Source organism: Haliea sp. (assembly GCF_040222615.1).
GTDB lineage: Bacteria > Pseudomonadota > Gammaproteobacteria > Pseudomonadales > Halieaceae > Haliea.
On the sequence record NZ_JAVKCQ010000240.1, the window covers coordinates 1 to 18,252 of the forward strand.

11 protein-coding genes are annotated in these 18,252 nt (G+C 66.2%); 4 read left to right on the forward strand and 7 right to left on the reverse strand.

Annotated features, from left to right (window positions below; translation table 11 throughout):
* From RJQ10_RS18905 to RJQ10_RS18915, 3 genes are all read right to left on the reverse strand, one after another.
* On the reverse strand, positions 1-661 hold a 661-nt coding region (locus RJQ10_RS18905), incomplete at its 3' end, for a DUF222 domain-containing protein (protein ID WP_350149025.1).
* A gap of 248 nt (positions 662-909) precedes the next feature.
* Positions 910-2,094 carry a D-2-hydroxyacid dehydrogenase gene (locus tag RJQ10_RS18910; RefSeq protein WP_350149027.1) on the reverse strand — a complete coding sequence of 395 codons (1,185 nt, stop codon included), beginning with the start codon at positions 2,092-2,094 and terminating at the stop codon, positions 910-912.
* Between the two features lie 21 nt (positions 2,095-2,115).
* Positions 2,116-3,954, reverse strand: a complete 1,839-nt coding sequence (locus RJQ10_RS18915) for an AsmA family protein (RefSeq protein ID WP_350149029.1) — start codon at positions 3,952-3,954, stop codon at positions 2,116-2,118.
* 180 nt (positions 3,955-4,134) lie between these two features.
* Here RJQ10_RS18915 and RJQ10_RS18920 point away from each other — a divergent pair, with 180 nt between their 5' ends.
* Genes RJQ10_RS18920 through RJQ10_RS18930 form a run of 3 tightly spaced genes read left to right on the forward strand, consistent with a single transcriptional unit; the run spans position 4,135 to position 7,298 of the window.
* Positions 4,135-4,455, forward strand: coding sequence for a DUF6482 family protein (locus tag RJQ10_RS18920; protein WP_350149031.1), 321 nt, complete (start codon positions 4,135-4,137; stop codon positions 4,453-4,455).
* Between the two features lies 1 nt (position 4,456).
* Positions 4,457-5,809, forward strand: a complete 1,353-nt coding sequence (gene ppnN, locus RJQ10_RS18925) for a nucleotide 5'-monophosphate nucleosidase PpnN (protein ID WP_350149033.1) — start codon at positions 4,457-4,459, stop codon at positions 5,807-5,809.
* Positions 5,810-5,837: 28 nt separating this feature from the next.
* Entirely contained in the window at positions 5,838-7,298 is a 1,461-nt protein-coding gene (locus tag RJQ10_RS18930) for an amidase (protein ID WP_350149035.1), read from the forward strand.
* 3 nt (positions 7,299-7,301) lie between these two features.
* Here RJQ10_RS18930 and RJQ10_RS18935 read toward each other — a convergent pair whose 3' ends face one another.
* From RJQ10_RS18935 to RJQ10_RS18950, 4 genes are all read right to left on the reverse strand, one after another.
* Positions 7,302-10,172 carry a diguanylate cyclase gene (locus RJQ10_RS18935; RefSeq protein WP_350149037.1) on the reverse strand — a complete coding sequence of 957 codons (2,871 nt, stop codon included), beginning with the start codon at positions 10,170-10,172 and terminating at the stop codon, positions 7,302-7,304.
* 73 nt (positions 10,173-10,245) lie between these two features.
* A complete protein-coding gene (locus RJQ10_RS18940; RefSeq protein ID WP_350149039.1) occupies positions 10,246-12,021 on the reverse strand; it encodes an arylsulfatase in 1,776 nt (591 codons plus the stop codon).
* Positions 12,022-12,053: 32 nt separating this feature from the next.
* Positions 12,054-14,210, reverse strand: a complete 2,157-nt coding sequence (locus RJQ10_RS18945; protein ID WP_350149041.1) for a PQQ-dependent dehydrogenase, methanol/ethanol family — start codon at positions 14,208-14,210, stop codon at positions 12,054-12,056.
* Between the two features lie 115 nt (positions 14,211-14,325).
* Positions 14,326-15,939, reverse strand: a complete 1,614-nt coding sequence (locus RJQ10_RS18950; protein WP_350149043.1) for a Na/Pi cotransporter family protein — start codon at positions 15,937-15,939, stop codon at positions 14,326-14,328.
* 150 nt (positions 15,940-16,089) lie between these two features.
* Here RJQ10_RS18950 and RJQ10_RS18955 point away from each other — a divergent pair, with 150 nt between their 5' ends.
* On the forward strand, positions 16,090-18,231 hold the full coding sequence (locus tag RJQ10_RS18955) for a putative bifunctional diguanylate cyclase/phosphodiesterase (RefSeq protein WP_350149045.1): 2,142 nt from the start codon (positions 16,090-16,092) through the stop codon (positions 18,229-18,231).
* Positions 18,232-18,252: the final 21 nt, after the last annotated feature.

The following is an 18,252-nucleotide window of genomic DNA, read 5'->3' on the forward strand; positions in this document are numbered from 1 at the left end:
CCGTCGCGGAGCCGGGGCTGGAAGGCTTGCTGGACTGCGGGCCGGAGCAGCTAGCCGCTCGCGGTGGTTCAGACGGGGCCGCTGCCGGCGGGGAGTCACCCCCAGCTGGATCATCCGCAGCGGTATCATCTGCCATACCGCCGGCAGCGGCCCCGTCTGAACCACCGCGAGCGGCTAGCTGCTCCGGCCCGCAGTCCAGCAAGCCTTCCAGCCCCGGCTCCGCGACGGGTTCGTACCGGCTCACCAGCCTTTCCAGATGCCCGGCACTGTTCTGCTGTGCCAGGTGCACCATAAAGCCCTCGTTCTCCGGCGTGGCCGCCTGATCGCAGGCCGCCCGCGTGATGGCGCGCACCTTGGAGTAGGAGAGGTCGCCGTCGCAAAAGGCCTCACTGACCTCCGGCAGCACGGCCAGCTGCCGCGCCACCCGCACCTTCTCCCGGGCGGCACCCAGGGTGATGCCGCAGTGGGCCACCAGCCAGTGGGCACAGGAACGCATGGTGCCTTGCTCGCGCCAAAAACCAGAACGATCAAACTCGGCGATCAGCCGCAGCAGGCGGTGATTCGCGGCATTGATTTGTGCCGAGAGGAGCGTGATCGCCTGCCCCAGCTGCGCCCCGTTCAGCCGCCGGGGCCAGTCTTCCACAGTCGCTGGCATGCCCATGACAAGGCCTCCGGTACTGTATTTATATACAGTATATTAGCCGCGCCGCAGCGAAACCCCAAGAATCGCGTTACATCAAATGCGGCCACCGCACGGGGGAGAACAAGTTCGGCCATTTCATCACTGTATGCCGATGGCTACATGCAACTATCGGGCCGAGACAGTATCGCCAGGGGCAGCCGTCCTTGAGCCGCCCTGGATCGGAGGATGGCGCCAACTACCGCAGGAGAGCGAAAGAAGCGCCCTGGTCAGTACCCCGCTTTCATGTCCACCAGGTTGAGCAGCGGCTCGCCGCTGACATAGCGGCGCAGGTTCTCAGCCGCGATCAGGGCGGTGCGCTGCAGGCTGTCACCGCCGGCGGCGGCGACATGGGGGGTGATGATTACGTTGGGCAACCGCCACAGCGGGCTGTCCTCGGGCAATGGCTCCGGGTCGGTTACATCCAGGCCGGCACCGTACAGCTGCCCGCTCTGCAGCGCGGCGACCAGGGCGGCAGTGTCCGTGGTCTGGCCGCGGCCGACATTGATATAAATTGCTCCGGGCTTGATCTGCGCCAGCAGGTCCGCGTCGAACAGGCCCGCGGTCTCCTCTGTCAGCGGCAGCGAATTAACCACCACATCCGCCTCGCTGGCGAGTTTGCCCAGTTCGTCCGCCAGTCCCACATAGGACACGAAGTCCGGTCCTTCCCGGGAGGAGTTGCGGGTGGCGGTGACCCGCATGCCCAGGCCGTGAGCACGGCGCGCCACTTCGGTCCCGATGCCGCCGAGACCCGCCACCAGCAGGGTCTTGCCGGCCAGCTCACCGAAGGCCAGCCCTGTCGACAGCTCCCGGCGCCACTGGCGCTCGGCCTGCGCGGCGCTGTAGGCGGGCAGGCCCCTGCTGATCGCCAGTAACATGGCAATGCCGTGCTCCGCTATGGTGGGTCCCGACAGGCGTTTGTTGTTGGTGAAGATGCGGTCCGCCCGCAGGGCTTCGCCGGCGTCGCTGCAGCGATCCATGCCCACGGTGTAGCTGTGTACCCACAACAAACCGGGGTCGGCGTTGGCCAGCATGTCGCTGGTGCAGAAACCGATGTAGGCATCGGCGCCGGCCAGAGTTTCCCGGGTGGGCACATAGGCCCCCGAATCGTCCACGACCAGAGTCAGGTCTCCCGCTGCCGCCCGCAGTTGCCCGAGAAAACGGTCGTCGCCCATGCCGCGGGGCAGGGACACCACCACCCGGGCCGGTTCCCAGCGCGGGTGCCTGCTGACGGCACTCGGTGCGGCCTCCAGGTTGAGATTGGCGATCAGCTGTCGGGCCGGGTCCGGTGGTACCGCGGCAGGGCCGGTCGCGCCAGACGGTGCCGCATGCGCCAGCGCAGGCAGGCTGGCTGCCAGCAGCAGCGACAGGGACAGCAGTCCCGTACGGGCGCGGAGGGAGACGGTATTACCCATTGGTTTTTCCTCTTCTGGCGGTTAGCGCTTCAGCAGGCGCTCCAACAGGCGCCCCCCTTTTTCCTTGACCTTGCTTTCCAGCTCATTGCGGGCGAGGTCGGCAATGATGGCCTCGCTGTCCACCCGGCACCAGTCGCCGGGTTCGCCCCCAAGCTGGCCGCGGCATTCCACCGGCCAGTCGATCGCGGTCAGCCGCTCGTTGACCCGGCAGGCCGGGTCCAGCTCCCCCAGTGACGGTGCCAGCCGGGCCTGGAAGGTGGCGACAAAATCATTGCTGAGCAGATCCATCTTGCCATCGCCGCGCAAGCCGAGGTGGGGCAGGGTGGCCTGCAGCGGATCCAGCAGCGCCTCGCCCCCGGCCAGCCGGATGCGGACGCTCAGGGTGTCGAAATCGCTGCGTTCGGGCAACTCGGTCTGCATCGATTGCTGGTTTACCTGGGCGATCACCTTGCACAGCATGCGCTCTACGCCCAGCTGTTCCAGGGCGAGACTTTCGGTGTCGAGGCGGATATCGCCCTCGAGGCCGGAGACCAGGGCATTGCGACTGTTGCCCCGGCTGGTGAGCTGCCAGTTGGCGTTGGCTTTGCCGGACAGTACCGGCTGTGCTTCCAGTGCTGCCAGCAGGATGCTGGTATCCAGCCCGGCCAACTCGCCGCGGGTGGTCAGGGTGGGGGTGCTGCGACGAGCATTCAGGGTGGCGGTAGCATTGACCTTGCCGCCGTGGACAGTCCCGGTAATGGTATCGAAGGTCGCCACTCCTTCCACCGCGCGCAGGCGCAGGCGCAGATCTTCCACGGTGTGGGGGCCAAGCACGGCTCGCTCGATCCGCAGGTCGGCGCGGGTATCAGCCAGGCGCAGCGCACCCAGGGGCAGCGGGGCATCGCCATCGGCGGCGGCGCTGGCTGCGCTGGTGGCCGCTTCCGGACCCGCCAGCAGCCGCAGCGCCGGGTCGAGCAGGTTCAGGCGCAGCGTGGCGTCCACCTGTGGACTTTCCAGCCCGGCATAGCGCACGGTGCCATTGCCCTGGGTCGGCCCGCTCTCCAGTTCCAGCTCCAGTTCGGCGAGTTGCTGGTCGAGTCTGACGGTGCCCGTGGCCCGCAGGGTCAGCGGCGTCACCGTCGCGCCACTGAGCCCGGCCTCCAGTTCCTGCAGGGTCAGGACTTGCGAGTCGGCGCTTGCGCTGAACACGGTGGCGAGATCCAGTGCCAGCTCCTGTTCCCCGGGAACACGCAGTTGCAGGGTCAGGGAGGCAGGTTTGCCCTCCAGGTTGAGATCGGTCGCCATCAGGGCCGGCAACTCCAGCACCCGGGGTTCCGCGCCGGCGGGCTGTTGCATGATGACACGCGCATCGGTCAGTCGCAGGCTGGCGACGTTCAGGGCCAGCGGTGCGCCGATTACCGCCCCGGCGCCGGTTTCCGCAGCCTCGCGCATAGCCTGCTGCCGCGCCGCGTAGAAGGCGTCCAGTTGGGCATCGGAGAAGCTGGCGGGGTCGGCATCGGGGGCGGCTTCCTGCGCCGGCAGGGTCAGCACCAGCCCATCCAGTTCCAGCCCCTTGATCACGACCTCCCGCGACAGCAGGGGCCGCAGGAACACCTCGACCGAGAGCTCGCGAACACTGATGTCGGGCTGGCCCTCGCCGGGAAGTTGCAACGCGGTGTCCGTCAGGCGCAGCGCCAGGCGGGGGAACAGGCTGAGGCCCGCCTGGCCGCGCACCTCCAGCCGGGCCCCGCTGCGTTGTTCCAGGGTGTCCGTGGCCAGTGCAACCAGCCTGTCCTCGTCGAGCACCAGTGGCAGCAACAGAACGGCGGCAACCACCAGCAGCAGCGGGATGCCGATCAGGTACAGCAGGACTCTGGGCATTGGGGTCTCTCCTTCGGGTGGGCAATCAGTGGATGGTAGCAGAATCGGATGACAAGCGGCCCGCAACGGCAATGGCTGGCGAATAGGGGATGCTGACGCCGGAGGGAGGGCGAACGCCGGATAGTAGGTTAGTATTCACAGAATACCGCGGCAGGATTCAAAAGGACCTTGAGGTAATCGATGAAAATCACTCTGCAACAACTACAGAACAGTGTGGGCCTGACCCGGGTCATCGTGCACTCGCTGGATTTCAGCATTTATATTGCCTACGCGGCGTTCGGCGAGGAAACGTTCCTGGTGGCGGACACGGAGGGCAAACCACTGCGCACCCGCAACCTCACGGCGATGAAGCAGCAGTTGGCGGGGGTGGCTGCGCCCGAGTTGTATCTGCGCCACGAAAGTGCCTACGACGAGATGGTCGGGCAACCCGGCCGCGCTGGCGCCAACGCTCTGGAAATACCGCTGTCCCGGGACTGGGGTGATTTCCCGGAGGGCGGCTGACATGAACAAGCTCGCGCACGCTGTTCTCAACCCGATAAACTCGCTGAACCTGCTCTCACGGGGCGAGATCGAGGACTTTACCACCACCCGGGGCGAACTGTTCGACCTGTACCGGCGCTGTGCCCTGGCTATCCTGAATACCGACAGCAACAAGGACGATGCCGCGGAAATCTATGCGGATTTCTCGGATTTCGACCTGCACCTGGTGCCGCAGCCGCGCGGCCTGCGCCTCGAGTTGTGCAACGCTCCCGCGCAGGCATTTGTCGACGGGCGCATGATTCGCGGGATCCAGGAGCACCTGTTTTCCGCCCTCCGCGACATCGTCTACACCGATATCAAGCTGGGAACGAAACCGGCGGAGTCGGCTTCGGCGGCGACCGACCTGGTGTTCCGGATCCTGCGCAATGCCCGCGTCGTGCGCCCGGACGTGCCCCCGCGGCTGGTGGTGTGCTGGGGGGGCCACGCTATTCCGCGAGAGGAGTACGACTACGCCAAGGACGTGGGCTATGCCCTGGGCCTGCGCGGACTGGATATCGTCACCGGCTGCGGTATTGGCGCCATGAAGGGGCCGATGAAAGGCGCCGCGGTGGGCCACGCCAAGCAGCAGATGAAGAACGGCCGCTATATCGGTATCAGCGAGCCCGGCATTATCGCCTCCGAGTCGCCCAACGCCATCGTCAACGAGCTGGTGATCATGCCGGACATCGAAAAGCGGCTGGAGGCTTTTGTGCGCCTGGCCCATGCGATTGTGGTGTTTCCGGGTGGTGTCGGCACGGTGGAGGAAATCCTCTACCTGCTGGCCATTCTCATGCACCCGGACAACGACTCAAGCCTGCCGCTGGTGCTCACCGGTCCGGCGCACTGCGAGCAGTATTTTGTCGAGCTGGAGCGTTTCCTGGTCGACTGCCTGGGGGAGCAGGTCAGGCAGTATTACCAGGTCATCCTCGGCGACCACCACGAGGTTGGCCGCACCGTGCGCAAGGCGGTCCAGGAGCAGCACTCCCGCCGGCGCAAGGCCAAGGAAGCGTACTATTTCAACTGGGAGTTGGCCATCACCAGTGACCTGCAGCAGCCGTTCGTTCCCACCCATGCCAACATGGCGGCGCTGGAGCTGCGCGATGAGCTGCCGCGGCACGAGCTGGCGGCGCAGCTGCGGCGGACCTTCTCCGGTCTGGTCGCCGGCAACGTCAAGACTTTTGGCATCGAGCAGGTGCGCAAGCACGGGCCTTACCAGCTGCACGGCGAGCCGCGGTTGCTGCGCAGTATGGACCGGCTGCTGCATATGCTGGTGAAGCAGAAGCGCATGAAGCTGGGCGAGGGCGAGCACGACTACCAACCCTGTTACCGAATCTGAACCCACTACGAGAGACAGGCAGGACGACATGCAGATACTCTATCGCGGCGCTTTCGAACTGGCACGGGAGATCAAGGCCGGACACCTGTCCTCGATACAGGTGCTGGACTTTTTCCTCGCCCGCATTGAGCGCTTCAACGAAGGCCTGAATGCGGTGGTGGCCCTGGATACGGAGCGAGCGCGCGAGCGGGCGGCGGCAGCCGATGCGGCGGCTGCCAGGGGTGAGGACTGGGGGCCGCTGCACGGCGTGCCGCTGACCATCAAGGACTCCTTCTGCACTGCCGGCCTGGTTACCGTTGGCGGCATCCCCGACTGCCGCGACAATATTCCCGCAACCAATGCCGCCGCGGTACAGCGGTATATTGATGCCGGCGCCATTGTGTTCGGCAAGACCAACGTCCCCTACATGACCGCCGACCTGCAGACCTATAACGAGGTCTACGGCGTCACCAATAATCCCTGGAATCCGGCGCGGACCTGCGGCGGCTCCTCCGGCGGCGCAGCGGCGGCGCTGGCGGCGGGCCTGACCCCGCTGGAGCTGGGCAGTGACATCGGTGGCTCGATTCGCACCCCCAGCCATTTCAACGGCGTGTTCGGGCACAAGAGCAGTTTTGGCATTGTTCCCTATGCCGGTCACCTGCCGCCGGGGGAGGGGGTGCTGTCGGAGCTCGATATCACGGTGGCGGGCCCCCTCGCGACCTGCGTGGACGATCTGGAGCAGGCCCTGGACCTGTTGCTCGGCCCCGACAGCAGCGATGCGCCAGCCTGGCGGGTAGAGCTGCCGCCGCCCAGTTTCCGGGACATTGGCGGCCTGCGAGTTGCAGTGTGGGCGGACGACCCCTTCTGTCCGGTGGGCAGTGAGGTGCAGCGCTGTATCAACAGCGTGGCCGGCACCCTGCAGCACCTGGGTGCGCGGGTTGAACTGGAGGCGCGGCCGGACATTGATCCCGAGGCCAACCATCGCAACTATGTCCAACTGTTGATGGCAGTCATGGCAGGTACTCTGCCCGACTCCGTGCGGGCGTTGGCGGCGGAGGCGGTGGCCGCCGCTGATCCGGCGGACTACAGCGAGGCGATGCTGCAGATGCGGGGCGTCGCCCTGAGCCACAGCGCCTGGCTGGAGCAGAACGAAATCCGCCTGCACACCCGGGAGGCCTGGTCGCGCTTTTTCGGGGAATTCGATGTCCTGCTGTGCCCCTGCGTGCACGTGCCGGCATTTCCCCACGACCACACGCCGGACATGCTCCAGCGCAGCCTCGTGGTCGACGGCGAAACGCGGCCCTATACGGACCTTCTGCGCTGGGCGGGGCTCACCATCAATGCCTACCTGCCGGCCACGGTGGTTCCGGCGGGGCTGACCCTTGACGGGCTGCCGGTGGGAGTACAGGTGGTTTCACGCTACCTTGGGGACCGCACGACACTGGCGGTGGCGCGTCTGCTGGAACGCCATCACCGGGCTTTCACCGCGCCGCCCGGCTACGCGCAATAGCGGTCAGGCCTCGCCGCTGACCGCGATGCGATCGCGGCCCCTGCTCTTGGCCTGGTACAGGGCCGCGTCGGCGCTGCGGATCAGGTCGTCCGGCGTCCCCGCTTCTGCCGGCCAGGCAGTGGCGCATCCCAGGCTGGCGGTAAGGAAGGGGGAGACCGGGCTGTCAGGGTGGGTAATCTCAAGGCCCCGCAGCAGGCGCTGTATGCGCTCGGCGACGCTGGCGACAGCGCGGGCATCCGCGCCGGGTAACAGGGCGAGGAACTCCTCGCCGCCGTAGCGTACCACCACATCCTCATCCCGCAACACGCCCGACTGCAGGGCCTCGGCTACCTGGCGCAGGCACTTGTCGCCGGCGACGTGTCCGGCGCTGTCGTTGTACTGCTTGAAGTAATCGATATCCAGCATGAGTGCGCTCACCGGCGCGTGCTGTTGCGCGCACTGCTGCCAGGCACTGTCGAGAATCTCGTCGAGGAAACGGCGGTTGGCAACGCCGGTCAGGCTGTCGGTCCGGGATATTTCCTCCACCCGGTTCAGCGCAATCTGCAGTTCCCGGGTGCGGCGGTCCACCAGTCGTTCCAGTCGGCGCTGGCGGCGCAGGGCCTGGCGGCCAGCAGCGTAGTACAGGCCGGAGGCCAGCAGCAGCGCTCCCAGCACCGCCAGTACCCGGAACCACCAGGTCTGGTACCAGAAGGGCGCACGCACGATGACCAGGGTGGCCTCCTCCGCGGTGAGGTCATCCGCTCCCTGATTGTCCGTGGCGACCACGCGCAGGGTTTTCTGGCCCGCCGTAAGGCCCGTGAAGTAGGCGGTCCGGCGGCTCCCCACCCGGTGCCAGTCCTGGTCGAATCCCTCCAGCCGATAGCGGAACTGAAGCGTGTGCGGGGCGCCCAGCCGCGGTACCGTGTAATCCACTTCCAGGCCGCTGGCACCGGGTGGCAGGCGCAGCGGATTGGCCAGGGCGACCGGCTTGCCGTTGACCCGGACCTGTTCAAGGATTGGCTTTCCCGGTACGCCCCGCTGCTCGAAGGTGCCGGGCGCCAGCGCCACCAGGCCGCGATTGGAGGCGAACCAGAGGCGGCCGTCGCGGGCGCGCCAGCCGGCGGGCTGGAACCCTCCCAGGAACTGGGCTGAGCGCAGCCCGTCCGCTTCGGTATAGAGCTGTGCACTGACCCGCTGCAGGTCGCCCCGGGCTACCGCGTTGAGGTCGGCGCGGGCAATGCTGGCCAGGCCGTCGGCGCCGCTCATCCAGAGTCTGCCCGCGTCATCTTCCAGGATTGCCAGCACTGACAGCTGCGGCAGCCCGTGTTCGCTGGAGAACTGGAACAGCTCCTCGCCTTCAAGGCGCGCCAGGCCGGACTCCCGGCTACCCACCCAGACCACGCCCTCCGCGTCAACGTAAGTGGTGCTGACCAGGTCGCTTCCCAGCCCGGTGGACTCGTCCCACACTGTAATGGTGTCCGCTGCCAGCTGGATGAGGCCACTGTTGCTGGTCAGCCACAGGCGCCCCAGCTGGTCTTCCGTGATCTGCCGGAGCACGGTACCCGGTAAGTCCTCGCGCAGCTGGAAACTGCCCGCGGCCTCATCGAGCGTGCCCATGCCGCCGTCGGTGACCACCCACAGTTTGCCCTCGCGATCCCGCTGCAGTCCCATGATGTGGTTGTTGGGGAGGCCGTCCTGCACGGTAAAATGGCTGATGGCGCCATCGCTGCCAATGCGGTTGAGGCCGCCACCGAAAGTGCCGGCCCAGACCGTACCATCGGCTTCCGCCAGCAGTGCCGAGACATTGTTGTTGGACAGCCCGCCCGCCATATCGAAGCGGCTCACCGTGCCGTCCGTGGCCAGCCGGAACAGGCCGCTGCCTTCCGACCCGGCCCAGATAGCGTCATCCAGGGGGCTCTGGGTAACGACGAATATCGCCTCGGCGAGGCCCTCCGGCTGGCCGTAGTGCAGGAAACTGCTGTCGCGCAGGCGGTAGATACCGTGCATGGTGGAGGCCCAGATGTTGCCCTCCCGGTCTTCCAGCAGCTCGAACACATAGCCGGGTCGCTCGGTGGTCAGGGTGAATTGCTGCAGTGCGCCGTCGCTGCCGAGACGCCACAGACCCCGGCCATAGGTGCCCAGCCAGAGGCTGCCGTCGCGGTCGCGAATGGCGGCGTGCACCGGCAGCTTCTGCTGCAGGCTGGCGCTCTCGTGGACCACGGGACCCTGGGCCGTCAGCCGGTAGGTGGTGCCGGTAATGGTGGTGGCGATGAGGCCGAATTCCGGGTCCGCGAACAGCAGGTGGACCTGGGTGGAGTCGAGGCCGCTGCCCTCGCTGAAATTGTTGAAGTTCGTGCCGTCGAAGTGGCTGAGGCCGTTGGTGAGGGTGGCGATCCAGACCCCGCCGGTGCCGTCAGCGTGAATGCGGAACGTGCGGTTGTCGGTAAGCCCGTCCGCCATGTTCCAGCTCTGGAGTTTGCCGGCCTGCAGCCGCGAAACGCCGAAGCCGGTGGCGAACCAGACCGCACCGTCGGGTGCCAGGTAGACATCGTGGACAATGTCGTCGGCGAGGCCGTCAGCGGTGGTCAGGGCGGTGAATTCGCCACCGGCGAAGTGCAGCACACCGCCACCGTAGGTGGCGAGCCACAGGCTGCCATCCGCCGCGACTTCAATATCGCGAATATCGTTGGAGCGGAAGGCAGTTTGATTCTGCTTGTTGAAGATCGTGAAGCGGACGCCGTCGAAGCGCGCGAGGCCATTCTTTGTGCCCAGCCAGAGATAGCCCTCGGGCCCCTGGCGGGCGATCCAGACGGTGTCGGAGGGCAGGCCATGTTCGCGCCCGAAGCGGTCATACAGGTACTGGCTGGGCAGACGATCGGGATTGAGGCTCGCCACCGGCCCGGCCGCGAGCAGCGCAAGCAGCAGCCAGGCGATCCGGGCCAGGGATGGGAGATGCAGGTGTTTCAGTTTAGCCCCGCCGCTTTACAAAACGCGCGAGAATACGCCAGAGCACTGCCAACAACAACAGCAATACCGTAATACAGCTCAGCAAAAACGGCCAATAGCTGGCGGCCAGCAGGCGCAGTGAGTTGGCCTGCAGCTGTTGCAGGGGCTGGTAGCCGGGTGGCATGTCCAGGGCCCCGACCCGCTGCGCGTAATCGGCGTAGGCCTGCTGCATATGCGCGAACAGGGCCGGTTGGTCCGGAGCCAGGTCCCGGGTTTCCCCCGGGTCCGTTGCCAGGTGATACAGTTTCCACCTGCCATCGCCAAAGGGCGGCAGGTTGCGTACCAGCTTGTAGTCGCCCAGAAACAGCGCGGCATTGCCCGCGGTTTCGATACCGGTGGCGGCATCCGCCGGGTAGACCCGGTCCGCTTCACCGCGCAGCAGGGGCAGCAGGCTGCGACCGGTCATGGCCTCAGCAACGGGCTGCTGCAGCAGGTCCAGCAGGGTGGGGGCGATGTCGGTGGCGACCGCAAAGGCCGGCTGCAGGCTGTCAGGCTGGATGCCCGGTCCGGCGATGATGAGCGGCACCCGCAGTCCCCCCTGGCCGCTGTAAAACTTGAACAGGTCGCTGGGTCCGGCGGCGGCGCTGGCCCAGGCCGGCCCGATAAAGCCATAGCTCCCCCGTTCGCCCAGGGTGTCGATGGTGGCGGCGTCGTAACCCACCAGTCGCATCCACAGTCGCATCATGCCCGAGTCGATGGGATTTGCCGCTTCGGGCCCGTTGTCCGAGCTGACGACAAACAGCGTGTTCTCGTCCAGGCCCCGGCGTTGCAGGTAGGCGATCAGGCGCCCGATGTGGTGGTCCATGGCCTCGATCATGCCGGCATTGACTTCCATGCGGCGGCTGAAGAGGCGGCGTTCATCGGCGTCCAGTTCCTCCCAGGTCGCCAGCTCGGGGTGCATGGGTGCCAGCGGAGCGTCCGCGGGTACCAGGCCGCGGTCCCGCGCGCGCTGCCAGCGGGCACTGCGCAGCGCCTGCCAGCCAGCGTCGTAGACGCCGCGGTAGTTGTCGCTGAACTCCCGGGGTGCCTGTACCGGAATGTGCACCGCCTGGAACGCGAGATAGGCGAGAAAGGGCTGCTCCCTGGCCGGCGCCTCCTCAAGGTATTCCAGCATTTTGTCGACGATAAATGCCGAGGAGTAGAAATCCGCGGGCAGGGTGGCGGGCTCGCCGTCCTCGAACCAGGGCGCCTCCCGGTAGAAAGGGAGGTAGGGGCGCTGCTCCCAGTTGTCCGCCCCGGAGGCGTCGAGCACAAAGGAGCGGTCGAAGCCGTGGTGGTTGGGGAGCTGGCCCGGTCCGTGGCCCAGATGCCATTTGCCGGTCATCAGGGTGCGATAGCCCAGCGGCTGCAGGCGTGTGGCGATGGTCTCGACGCCGGGCTCCAGGTGCATGCTGTAGCCGGGCTGGCCCCGGTGTTCCGGCGGCAGCACTTCGGGAATGCTGGCGACCCCGGCCAGATGATTGTCCATGCCGGTCAGCAGCATGGCCCGGGAGGGGGCGCACATGGGGGTGGCGTGGAAGTTGGCGAACAGAACCCCCCGCTCGGCCAGGGCATCGATGTTGGGGGTGTGGGCCTCTCCGCCATAGGCGCTGAAGTCCATCAGCGCGACATCATCGGCCAGGATCAGCACAATATTGGGCCGCGGCGGCTCCGCGGCTGCCAGCAGACTGGCCAGCATGCCGGCACAGAACAGGGAGGCGCTGCACCATGGGGTGGAGCGTGACAAGGCTGTCCACATGGTCAATCTCCCTGCCGGCGAGCCCTCCGGCTTCAGTCGTCCCTGACCTGGAAACGTACCAGCCATGCTGCCACACGCGCGGAGATATCGGTAGCGTAATCCTTCATCGCACCCAGCCAGCCCTGTTCCTGGCGCAGGGCGTGGTCCTCGTGGGCCCGGGCAATGATGTAGGCGTGGATCTGCCCCACCTGTGCGGCGTCCAGCACATCGTCGAACCGCGGCATGCCGGCCTGCTCCATCAGGCCCTCCAGCACCACCGCGGCAAAGTTCTCGTGCCAGACCGCGGGCAGGTAGCGCAGGTCGGGGATGGAGCCGTCACCGACCACGTCGGCACCGTGGCAGCGGGCGCAGTAGCGGTTGAACGCGGCGCGGCCCTGCTCCAGGTCCGCCGCTGTCGCCTCGAGCTGTGGCGGTGGTGCCGGTCGCTCCGCGGCCGGGGTCGCTGGCAGACTGGCGCTGCCGCCGAGCTTGAAGGCCATGATGCGATTGTTGGGATTGCCGGTGGGAAAGCTGCGCCCTGTGTTCATGGTCAGCGCGCCGCCCCGACCGACGGCTACTGCGACATACTGCTCGCCGTTGACCCGGTAGCTCACCGGGCCCGCCATGACGCTGTTGAGCGCCTCGAATGTCCACAACAGTTTGCCGTTGTCCGCCTGTACTGCAATGAAGCGCCCGTCCGAGGTGCCCTGGAATACCAGGTTGCCGCCGGTGGCCAGCACGCCGCCGTTGTGGATGTTCGGGTGGGGTAGCTTCCAGGCCGCCTGCTGGCGCACCGGGTCCCAGGCCAGCAGGTGGGACTTCGGCAGGTGCCGGAGCATGGCCTGGGTGAAGCGCTGGGAGTAGGTCTCGTGGCTCAGCTCATAGCCCGTGTTGTAGTGGCGCTTCAGGTGCTGGTAGTCAACCGGGGCGATTTCATCGTAGAGCATGCCCATGTCCAGCTCGGGGATGTAGAGCAGGCCCGTGTCGGGGCTGTAGGCCATGGGGTGCCAGTTGTGCCCGCCCATGGCGGATGGAAACACCATGGCCGGCTCGCCGGCGTAGTCCTGCCCGGGGTTTTCCCGCGGCCGGCCGCTGTCCATGTCGTAGCCACTGGCCCAGGTGACCGTGGTGTAGGGCTCCGCCGACAGCAGCTTGCCGGTGGCGCGATCGATGATATAGACGAAGCCGGCCTTGGGCGCGTGCAGGATCACCTTGCGCGGCGCTCCCTGCCAGGGGATTTCCGCCAGGGTCATCTGCTGGCTGGCGGTGTAGTCCCAGGTTTCCCCCGGCACCTGCTGGTAGTGCCATAGGTATTCGCCGGTGTCCGGGTCCACGGCGACGATGGACGTGAGGAACAGATTGTCGCCGCCGCCGGGGCTGCGAATCCGGCGGTTGTGGGGTGCGCCGTTGCCCACCCCCAAATAGAGCTGGTTGAAATCCGGGTCGTAGACAATGCTGTCCCAGACAGTGCCGCCGCCACCATAGCGCCACCACTCACCGCTCCAGGTTTCCGCGGCGCGGGCCATCGCCTCGTTTTCGAAGCCATCGGCGGGATTGCCGGGCACGGTGTAGAAGCGCCAGGCGAATTCACCGGTGGCGGCATCGTAGGCGCTGACATAGCCGCGGGTGCCGAATTCGGAGCCGCCGTTGCCAATGAATACCTTGCCCCGCGCCACCCGGGGCGCCCCGGTAATGGCATAGGGCTCCGCCGGGTCGGTGGTCTGGGTGGACCAGCGCATTTGTCCGCTGTGGCGGTCGATGGCGATCAGGCGCCCGTCCAGGGCGCCCATGAACAGCAGGTCGCCCCAGGCCGCCAGGCCCCTGTTAATGGCGCCGCAGCAGGCCGTGATGCTTTTGCTGCGGGCAACTTCGGGGTCGAATTTCCACAGCAGCGCGCCGCTGGCGGCATCCAGGGCCCAGGCGGTGTTCCAGGCGCCGGTGAAATACAGCACGCCATCGATCACCAGCGGCGTGGTCTGCAGTCCCAGCCGGGTATCGGTTTCGAAATACCAGGCCAGGCCCAGTTCGGCGACCGTTTCGGCGTTGACCTCCGCCAGCGGGGAGTAGCGCTGTTCGCTGTAGTCGCGACCGTGGCTGAGCCAGTTGTCGGCATCGCGGTCGGCCGCGAGCAGTCGCTCGTCGCTGACGGTGGTGGCGAGCGCGGGTGAGCCCAGCAGGCAGGCGAGGGTCAGTAACAGCAGTGGGCGCATGGTCAATCCATTCCGTTAGTGTGGTGCCATTGTCCCGGCTCACGGGCCCTGTCCGCGACAGTTTCGCTGTGCGGGCCTGGAGAGGAACGCGGATGGCGCAAATACTTGTACCTTCTCAGGCCGCGGCCTCGGCTGTCTCCGGCACCGGTTCCCGCTCCTGTTCCGGCTCCGGGTAAATGACTTCGGCTATGTGCAGGATGCGCTTCGCGCCGTCCTCGAACAGGGCGACGATATGCAGGTAGCGGGTCGCCACGGGCGCCGTGATCAGCCCGTTGCCAATCTGGTCCAGCAACTCCGCCCGGCGCTGCCGGCGCAGGCGCTTGATGTCCTTCAGGTGCACGGCGCGTTGCTTGATGTCCATCTGCTTGAGCTCGCCGCTGCGCATGATGCGCAGGAATGCCTCCCGCAGCATCGGGGTGAGTGCGTCGTTGATATCCGCCTGGGGCAGCTCCGCCAGCTCCAGCATGATGTCACGCAGCTGGACACATTCCTCCCGGGCCCAGTACAGGTTGAGGAAGGTTTCCGACAGGCCGTTGTTGAGATTCCTGGCGCCGATGCGGTTGCCGTACTCGGCAATCGCCGCGAGCAGGACGCCGGTGTGTATGCTTTCCTCTGGCGCCGGCTCCGCCACCGGGTTGATGATCTTGCCTCCCCGGGCCAGCAGCTGCTTGAAGACGCGCTTGATCTCCGAGTGCATCGCGCCGACACCCATCGCCGGTACCTCGAGCACGGTATCGTCAAGGTAGCGCAGTTTTTCCGAACTCAGCTCCGGCTGCTTGATCCAGCGCTCGACGCGGCGCAGCAGCTGGTCCGCCAGCAGCCACATCAGCAGCAGGCCCAGCAGGTTGAACAGGGTGTGGAACAGGGCGAGGCCGGTGCTGATATTGATCCGCTCCCCAACCCCGACGATCTGCTGGGATATCCACCACAAAGGACCCAGCAGAATCAGCGCGATCACCGCGGTCAGCAATTTCTCGGTGACGTGGACCACGGCCAGCCGGCGGGCGTTGGCCGTGGCGCCGATGCTCGCCAGCAGGCTGGTAACGGTGGTGCCGATGTTGGCACCGATGACCAGCGACGCCCCCAGCAGGGGCGTCAGCACGCCGGTGACCGAGGCGGTCAGGATGATTGCCAGCGATGCCGAGGAGGACTGGATCAGGGCTGTCAGCAGCGCTCCGAACAACACGCCGAGCATGATTCCGCTGACCCCGGGCGTGCCCAGTTGGGCAATGGGTATCCAGTCCGCGACGTCGATGAAGGCGTCCCGCAGCATGCCCAGGCCCAGGAACAGCAGGCCGAAGCCCGCCAGGGCAACGCCGATGTGGGCGCCGCGGCCACTGCCGGAGAACAGCTTCAGCAGCATGCCGATACCGATCAGCGGCAGGGCGACAATTTCCACCTTCAGCCGCAGGCCGATCAGGGCCACGATCCAGGCCGTCATGGTAGTGCCCACGTTGCTGCCGAAAACCACCCAGGCGGCCTGCTTCAGGCGCAGCATGCCAGCATTGGTGAAACCCAGGGTGGCGACGATCACGGCGCTGGAGGACTGCACCAGTGCGGTGATGCCGAAGCCGGCGAGGGCGGCCCGCATGCGGGTCCGGGTGGAACGCTCGAGAAATGCCTGCAGGGAGGTGCCCGCCGCGGCCTTCAGGCCATCGGTCATCATGCCCATGCCAAGCAGTAGTAGTCCCAGTCCGCCGAGGGACATTGTCAGGGTTAACCAGGCCATTCCTGCTCCCGCTGGATAGAAAGCCCAAAAGACGACAGGATAGCCGAATCCCGCCCCAGGTTGACAGGCGTGATGACGGCCCGCACACTCGTGGCTTCCGCTACTGTATGCCTGCGATGGGTTTCGGCCGCTATCAATAAATCTCTTTTCATGTCAGGTGACCCCGGTTCGCAGGATGCGCAGGCAGCCGCCGGTTATGTCATGCTCGCGGTCGACGATGATCCCGGCAGCCTGTTGCTGGCGGAAACCTTCTTCGCATCCGAGGGTTACACGGTGGCCACGGCCCTCAGTGGCGCCGATGCCCTGGCAAGGATTGACCAGATTGCGCCGGATATCATCCTCCTCGACATCATCATGCCCGGCATGGACGGGTTTGAAGTCTGCCGCCAGATCCGCCGCCGTCCGAAATTCAAGAATACGCCCATCATTGTCCTGACCTCGCTCAACGAGACGGACGCCGAGCAGCGCGCCTTTTCCATCGGGGCCTGGGATTTTGTCTCCAAGCCGGTGAACTGGTCAGCGCTCGCCTACCGGGCCCAGTATGCGTTGCGCGCCGCCAGTGGCGTCGCCGTGCAGCGTTCCGCCGATCGCTTTGCCCGCGTTATCAACCAGTCCCCCGACGAGATCCTGGTATTCACCGCCGACACCCACCTGCTGCTCGACGAGAACATGAGCGCGCTGCGCAACCTCGGCTACAGCAAGGCAGAGCTTCAGGGCATGAGCTTTACCGAAGTGCTGCACAACGGCTCCGCCCGGGGGCTGGCCGGTATGCTGGAGCAGGTGAGATTGCACCAGCAGGAGAAGTTCTCCCTGCAGATGCGGCGCAAGGATGGATCCGTCTATCCTACCGAGGGCACCCTGCTGTATTCGGAAGATGACGATCCCAGCGTATTCATTGCCATTCTCCAGGACACCAGTGAACGCCAGCGCATCCAGCAGGAACTGCACCGTCTGGCGCACTACGACGAAATGACCGGACTGGCGAACCGCCGCCTGCTGGAGCAGCAGGCGGTGAAGCTGCTGTCCGGTGCCTCCCGGCAGGAATACCGCTGTGCTGTCTGCATGCTGGACCTCGACGGTATTCGCCACATCAACGACACGCTCGGCCCCGCGATCGGCGACAGCCTGATCCGCGAAGTGTCTTCGCGGCTCGCCAGTGCGGTGCGCCCCTGCGACCTGGTCGCCAGGGACGAAAGCCTTGGGCTGGAGCACCTGGGAATGCAGCTGGCGCGCTTCGGCGGCGACGAGTTCGTGGTGGTACTCAGCAATTTCACCGACCCGCTGGACGCCGCCAGGGTGGCGGACCGGATTCTCGCCACGATTGCCGAGCCCTGCGACCTGCCCGATGGGGGGCGACTCAGCCTGACCGCGTCCATGGGCATCTCGGTGTACCCCGACGATGGCGACAACTTCGACGTGTTGGTGCAGCGGGCACACACGGCGATGTTTGATGCCAAGCAGTCGGGCCGGAACCGCTACGCGTTCTATACCGAGGCGCACAATCGCAAGGTGTTCTCCAAGCTGCAGCTGGAGTCGGAGCTGCGCGCGGCGCTCAAGAACCAGGAATTCGAGCTGCATTTCCAGCCGCTGGTGGACAGCGCGCGGCAGCGGGTGGTGGGCGCCGAGTGCCTGCTGCGCTGGCGCCACCCCAGTGGCCTGCGCTACCCCGATGCGTTTATTCCGCTGGCGGAGGAGACCGGCCTGATCCTGCCCCTGGGCGACTGGATCCTCGAGGCCGCGGTCAACCAGCTGTCCGCGTGGGCGGGCCAGTTGCCGGAATCATTTGATCTCTCGATCAACGTCTCTGCACTGCAGGTGCGCGATCCCGTTTTTCTCCAGCGCACCCGTGAGGTGCTGGCTGCCAATCCCGATGCGGCGAGGAACCTGGTGTTCGAGCTGACCGAGAGCAGCCTGGTCGAGGACCTCGAGAGCACGGCCAGCTGGCTGCACGAGCTGCGCGCGCTGGGCGTGCGCATTGCGATCGACGATTTCGGCACCGGGTACTCGTCACTGAACTACCTGGTGCGCTTGCCCGTCCATACTCTGAAGATAGACCGCATGTTTGTTGCCGGGATAGAGCGGGAGGCGGAGCAGGCCGCCGTGGTCTCGGCGATCTTCCAGATGGCCCGCGCCCTGCGCCTGGAGATCGTGGTCGAGGGCGTGGAAACCCCGGAGCAATTGCAGATTGTGGCCGCCATGGGAAGCTGCGATGTACAGGGCTGGCTGATCAGCAAAGCCCTGACGGCAGCGGAATTCGGCACCTTCCTCGACCGCTTCCCGACACAGACCTGACGGGCCAATAAGCCGAAAACA

Coding starts and splice junctions, on each gene's coding strand:
- RJQ10_RS18910 (WP_350149027.1), bottom strand. CDS start 2,094: ATGGGTAATACCGTCTCCCTCCGCGCCCGTACGGGACTGCTGTCCCTG.
- RJQ10_RS18915 (WP_350149029.1), bottom strand. CDS start 3,954: ATGCCCAGAGTCCTGCTGTACCTGATCGGCATCCCGCTGCTGCTGGTG.
- RJQ10_RS18920 (WP_350149031.1), top strand. CDS start 4,135: ATGAAAATCACTCTGCAACAACTACAGAACAGTGTGGGCCTGACCCGG.
- ppnN (WP_350149033.1), top strand. CDS start 4,457: ATGAACAAGCTCGCGCACGCTGTTCTCAACCCGATAAACTCGCTGAAC.
- RJQ10_RS18930 (WP_350149035.1), top strand. CDS start 5,838: ATGCAGATACTCTATCGCGGCGCTTTCGAACTGGCACGGGAGATCAAG.
- RJQ10_RS18940 (WP_350149039.1), bottom strand. CDS start 12,021: ATGTGGACAGCCTTGTCACGCTCCACCCCATGGTGCAGCGCCTCCCTG.
- RJQ10_RS18945 (WP_350149041.1), bottom strand. CDS start 14,210: ATGCGCCCACTGCTGTTACTGACCCTCGCCTGCCTGCTGGGCTCACCC.
- RJQ10_RS18950 (WP_350149043.1), bottom strand. CDS start 15,939: ATGGCCTGGTTAACCCTGACAATGTCCCTCGGCGGACTGGGACTACTA.
- RJQ10_RS18955 (WP_350149045.1), top strand. CDS start 16,090: ATGTCAGGTGACCCCGGTTCGCAGGATGCGCAGGCAGCCGCCGGTTAT.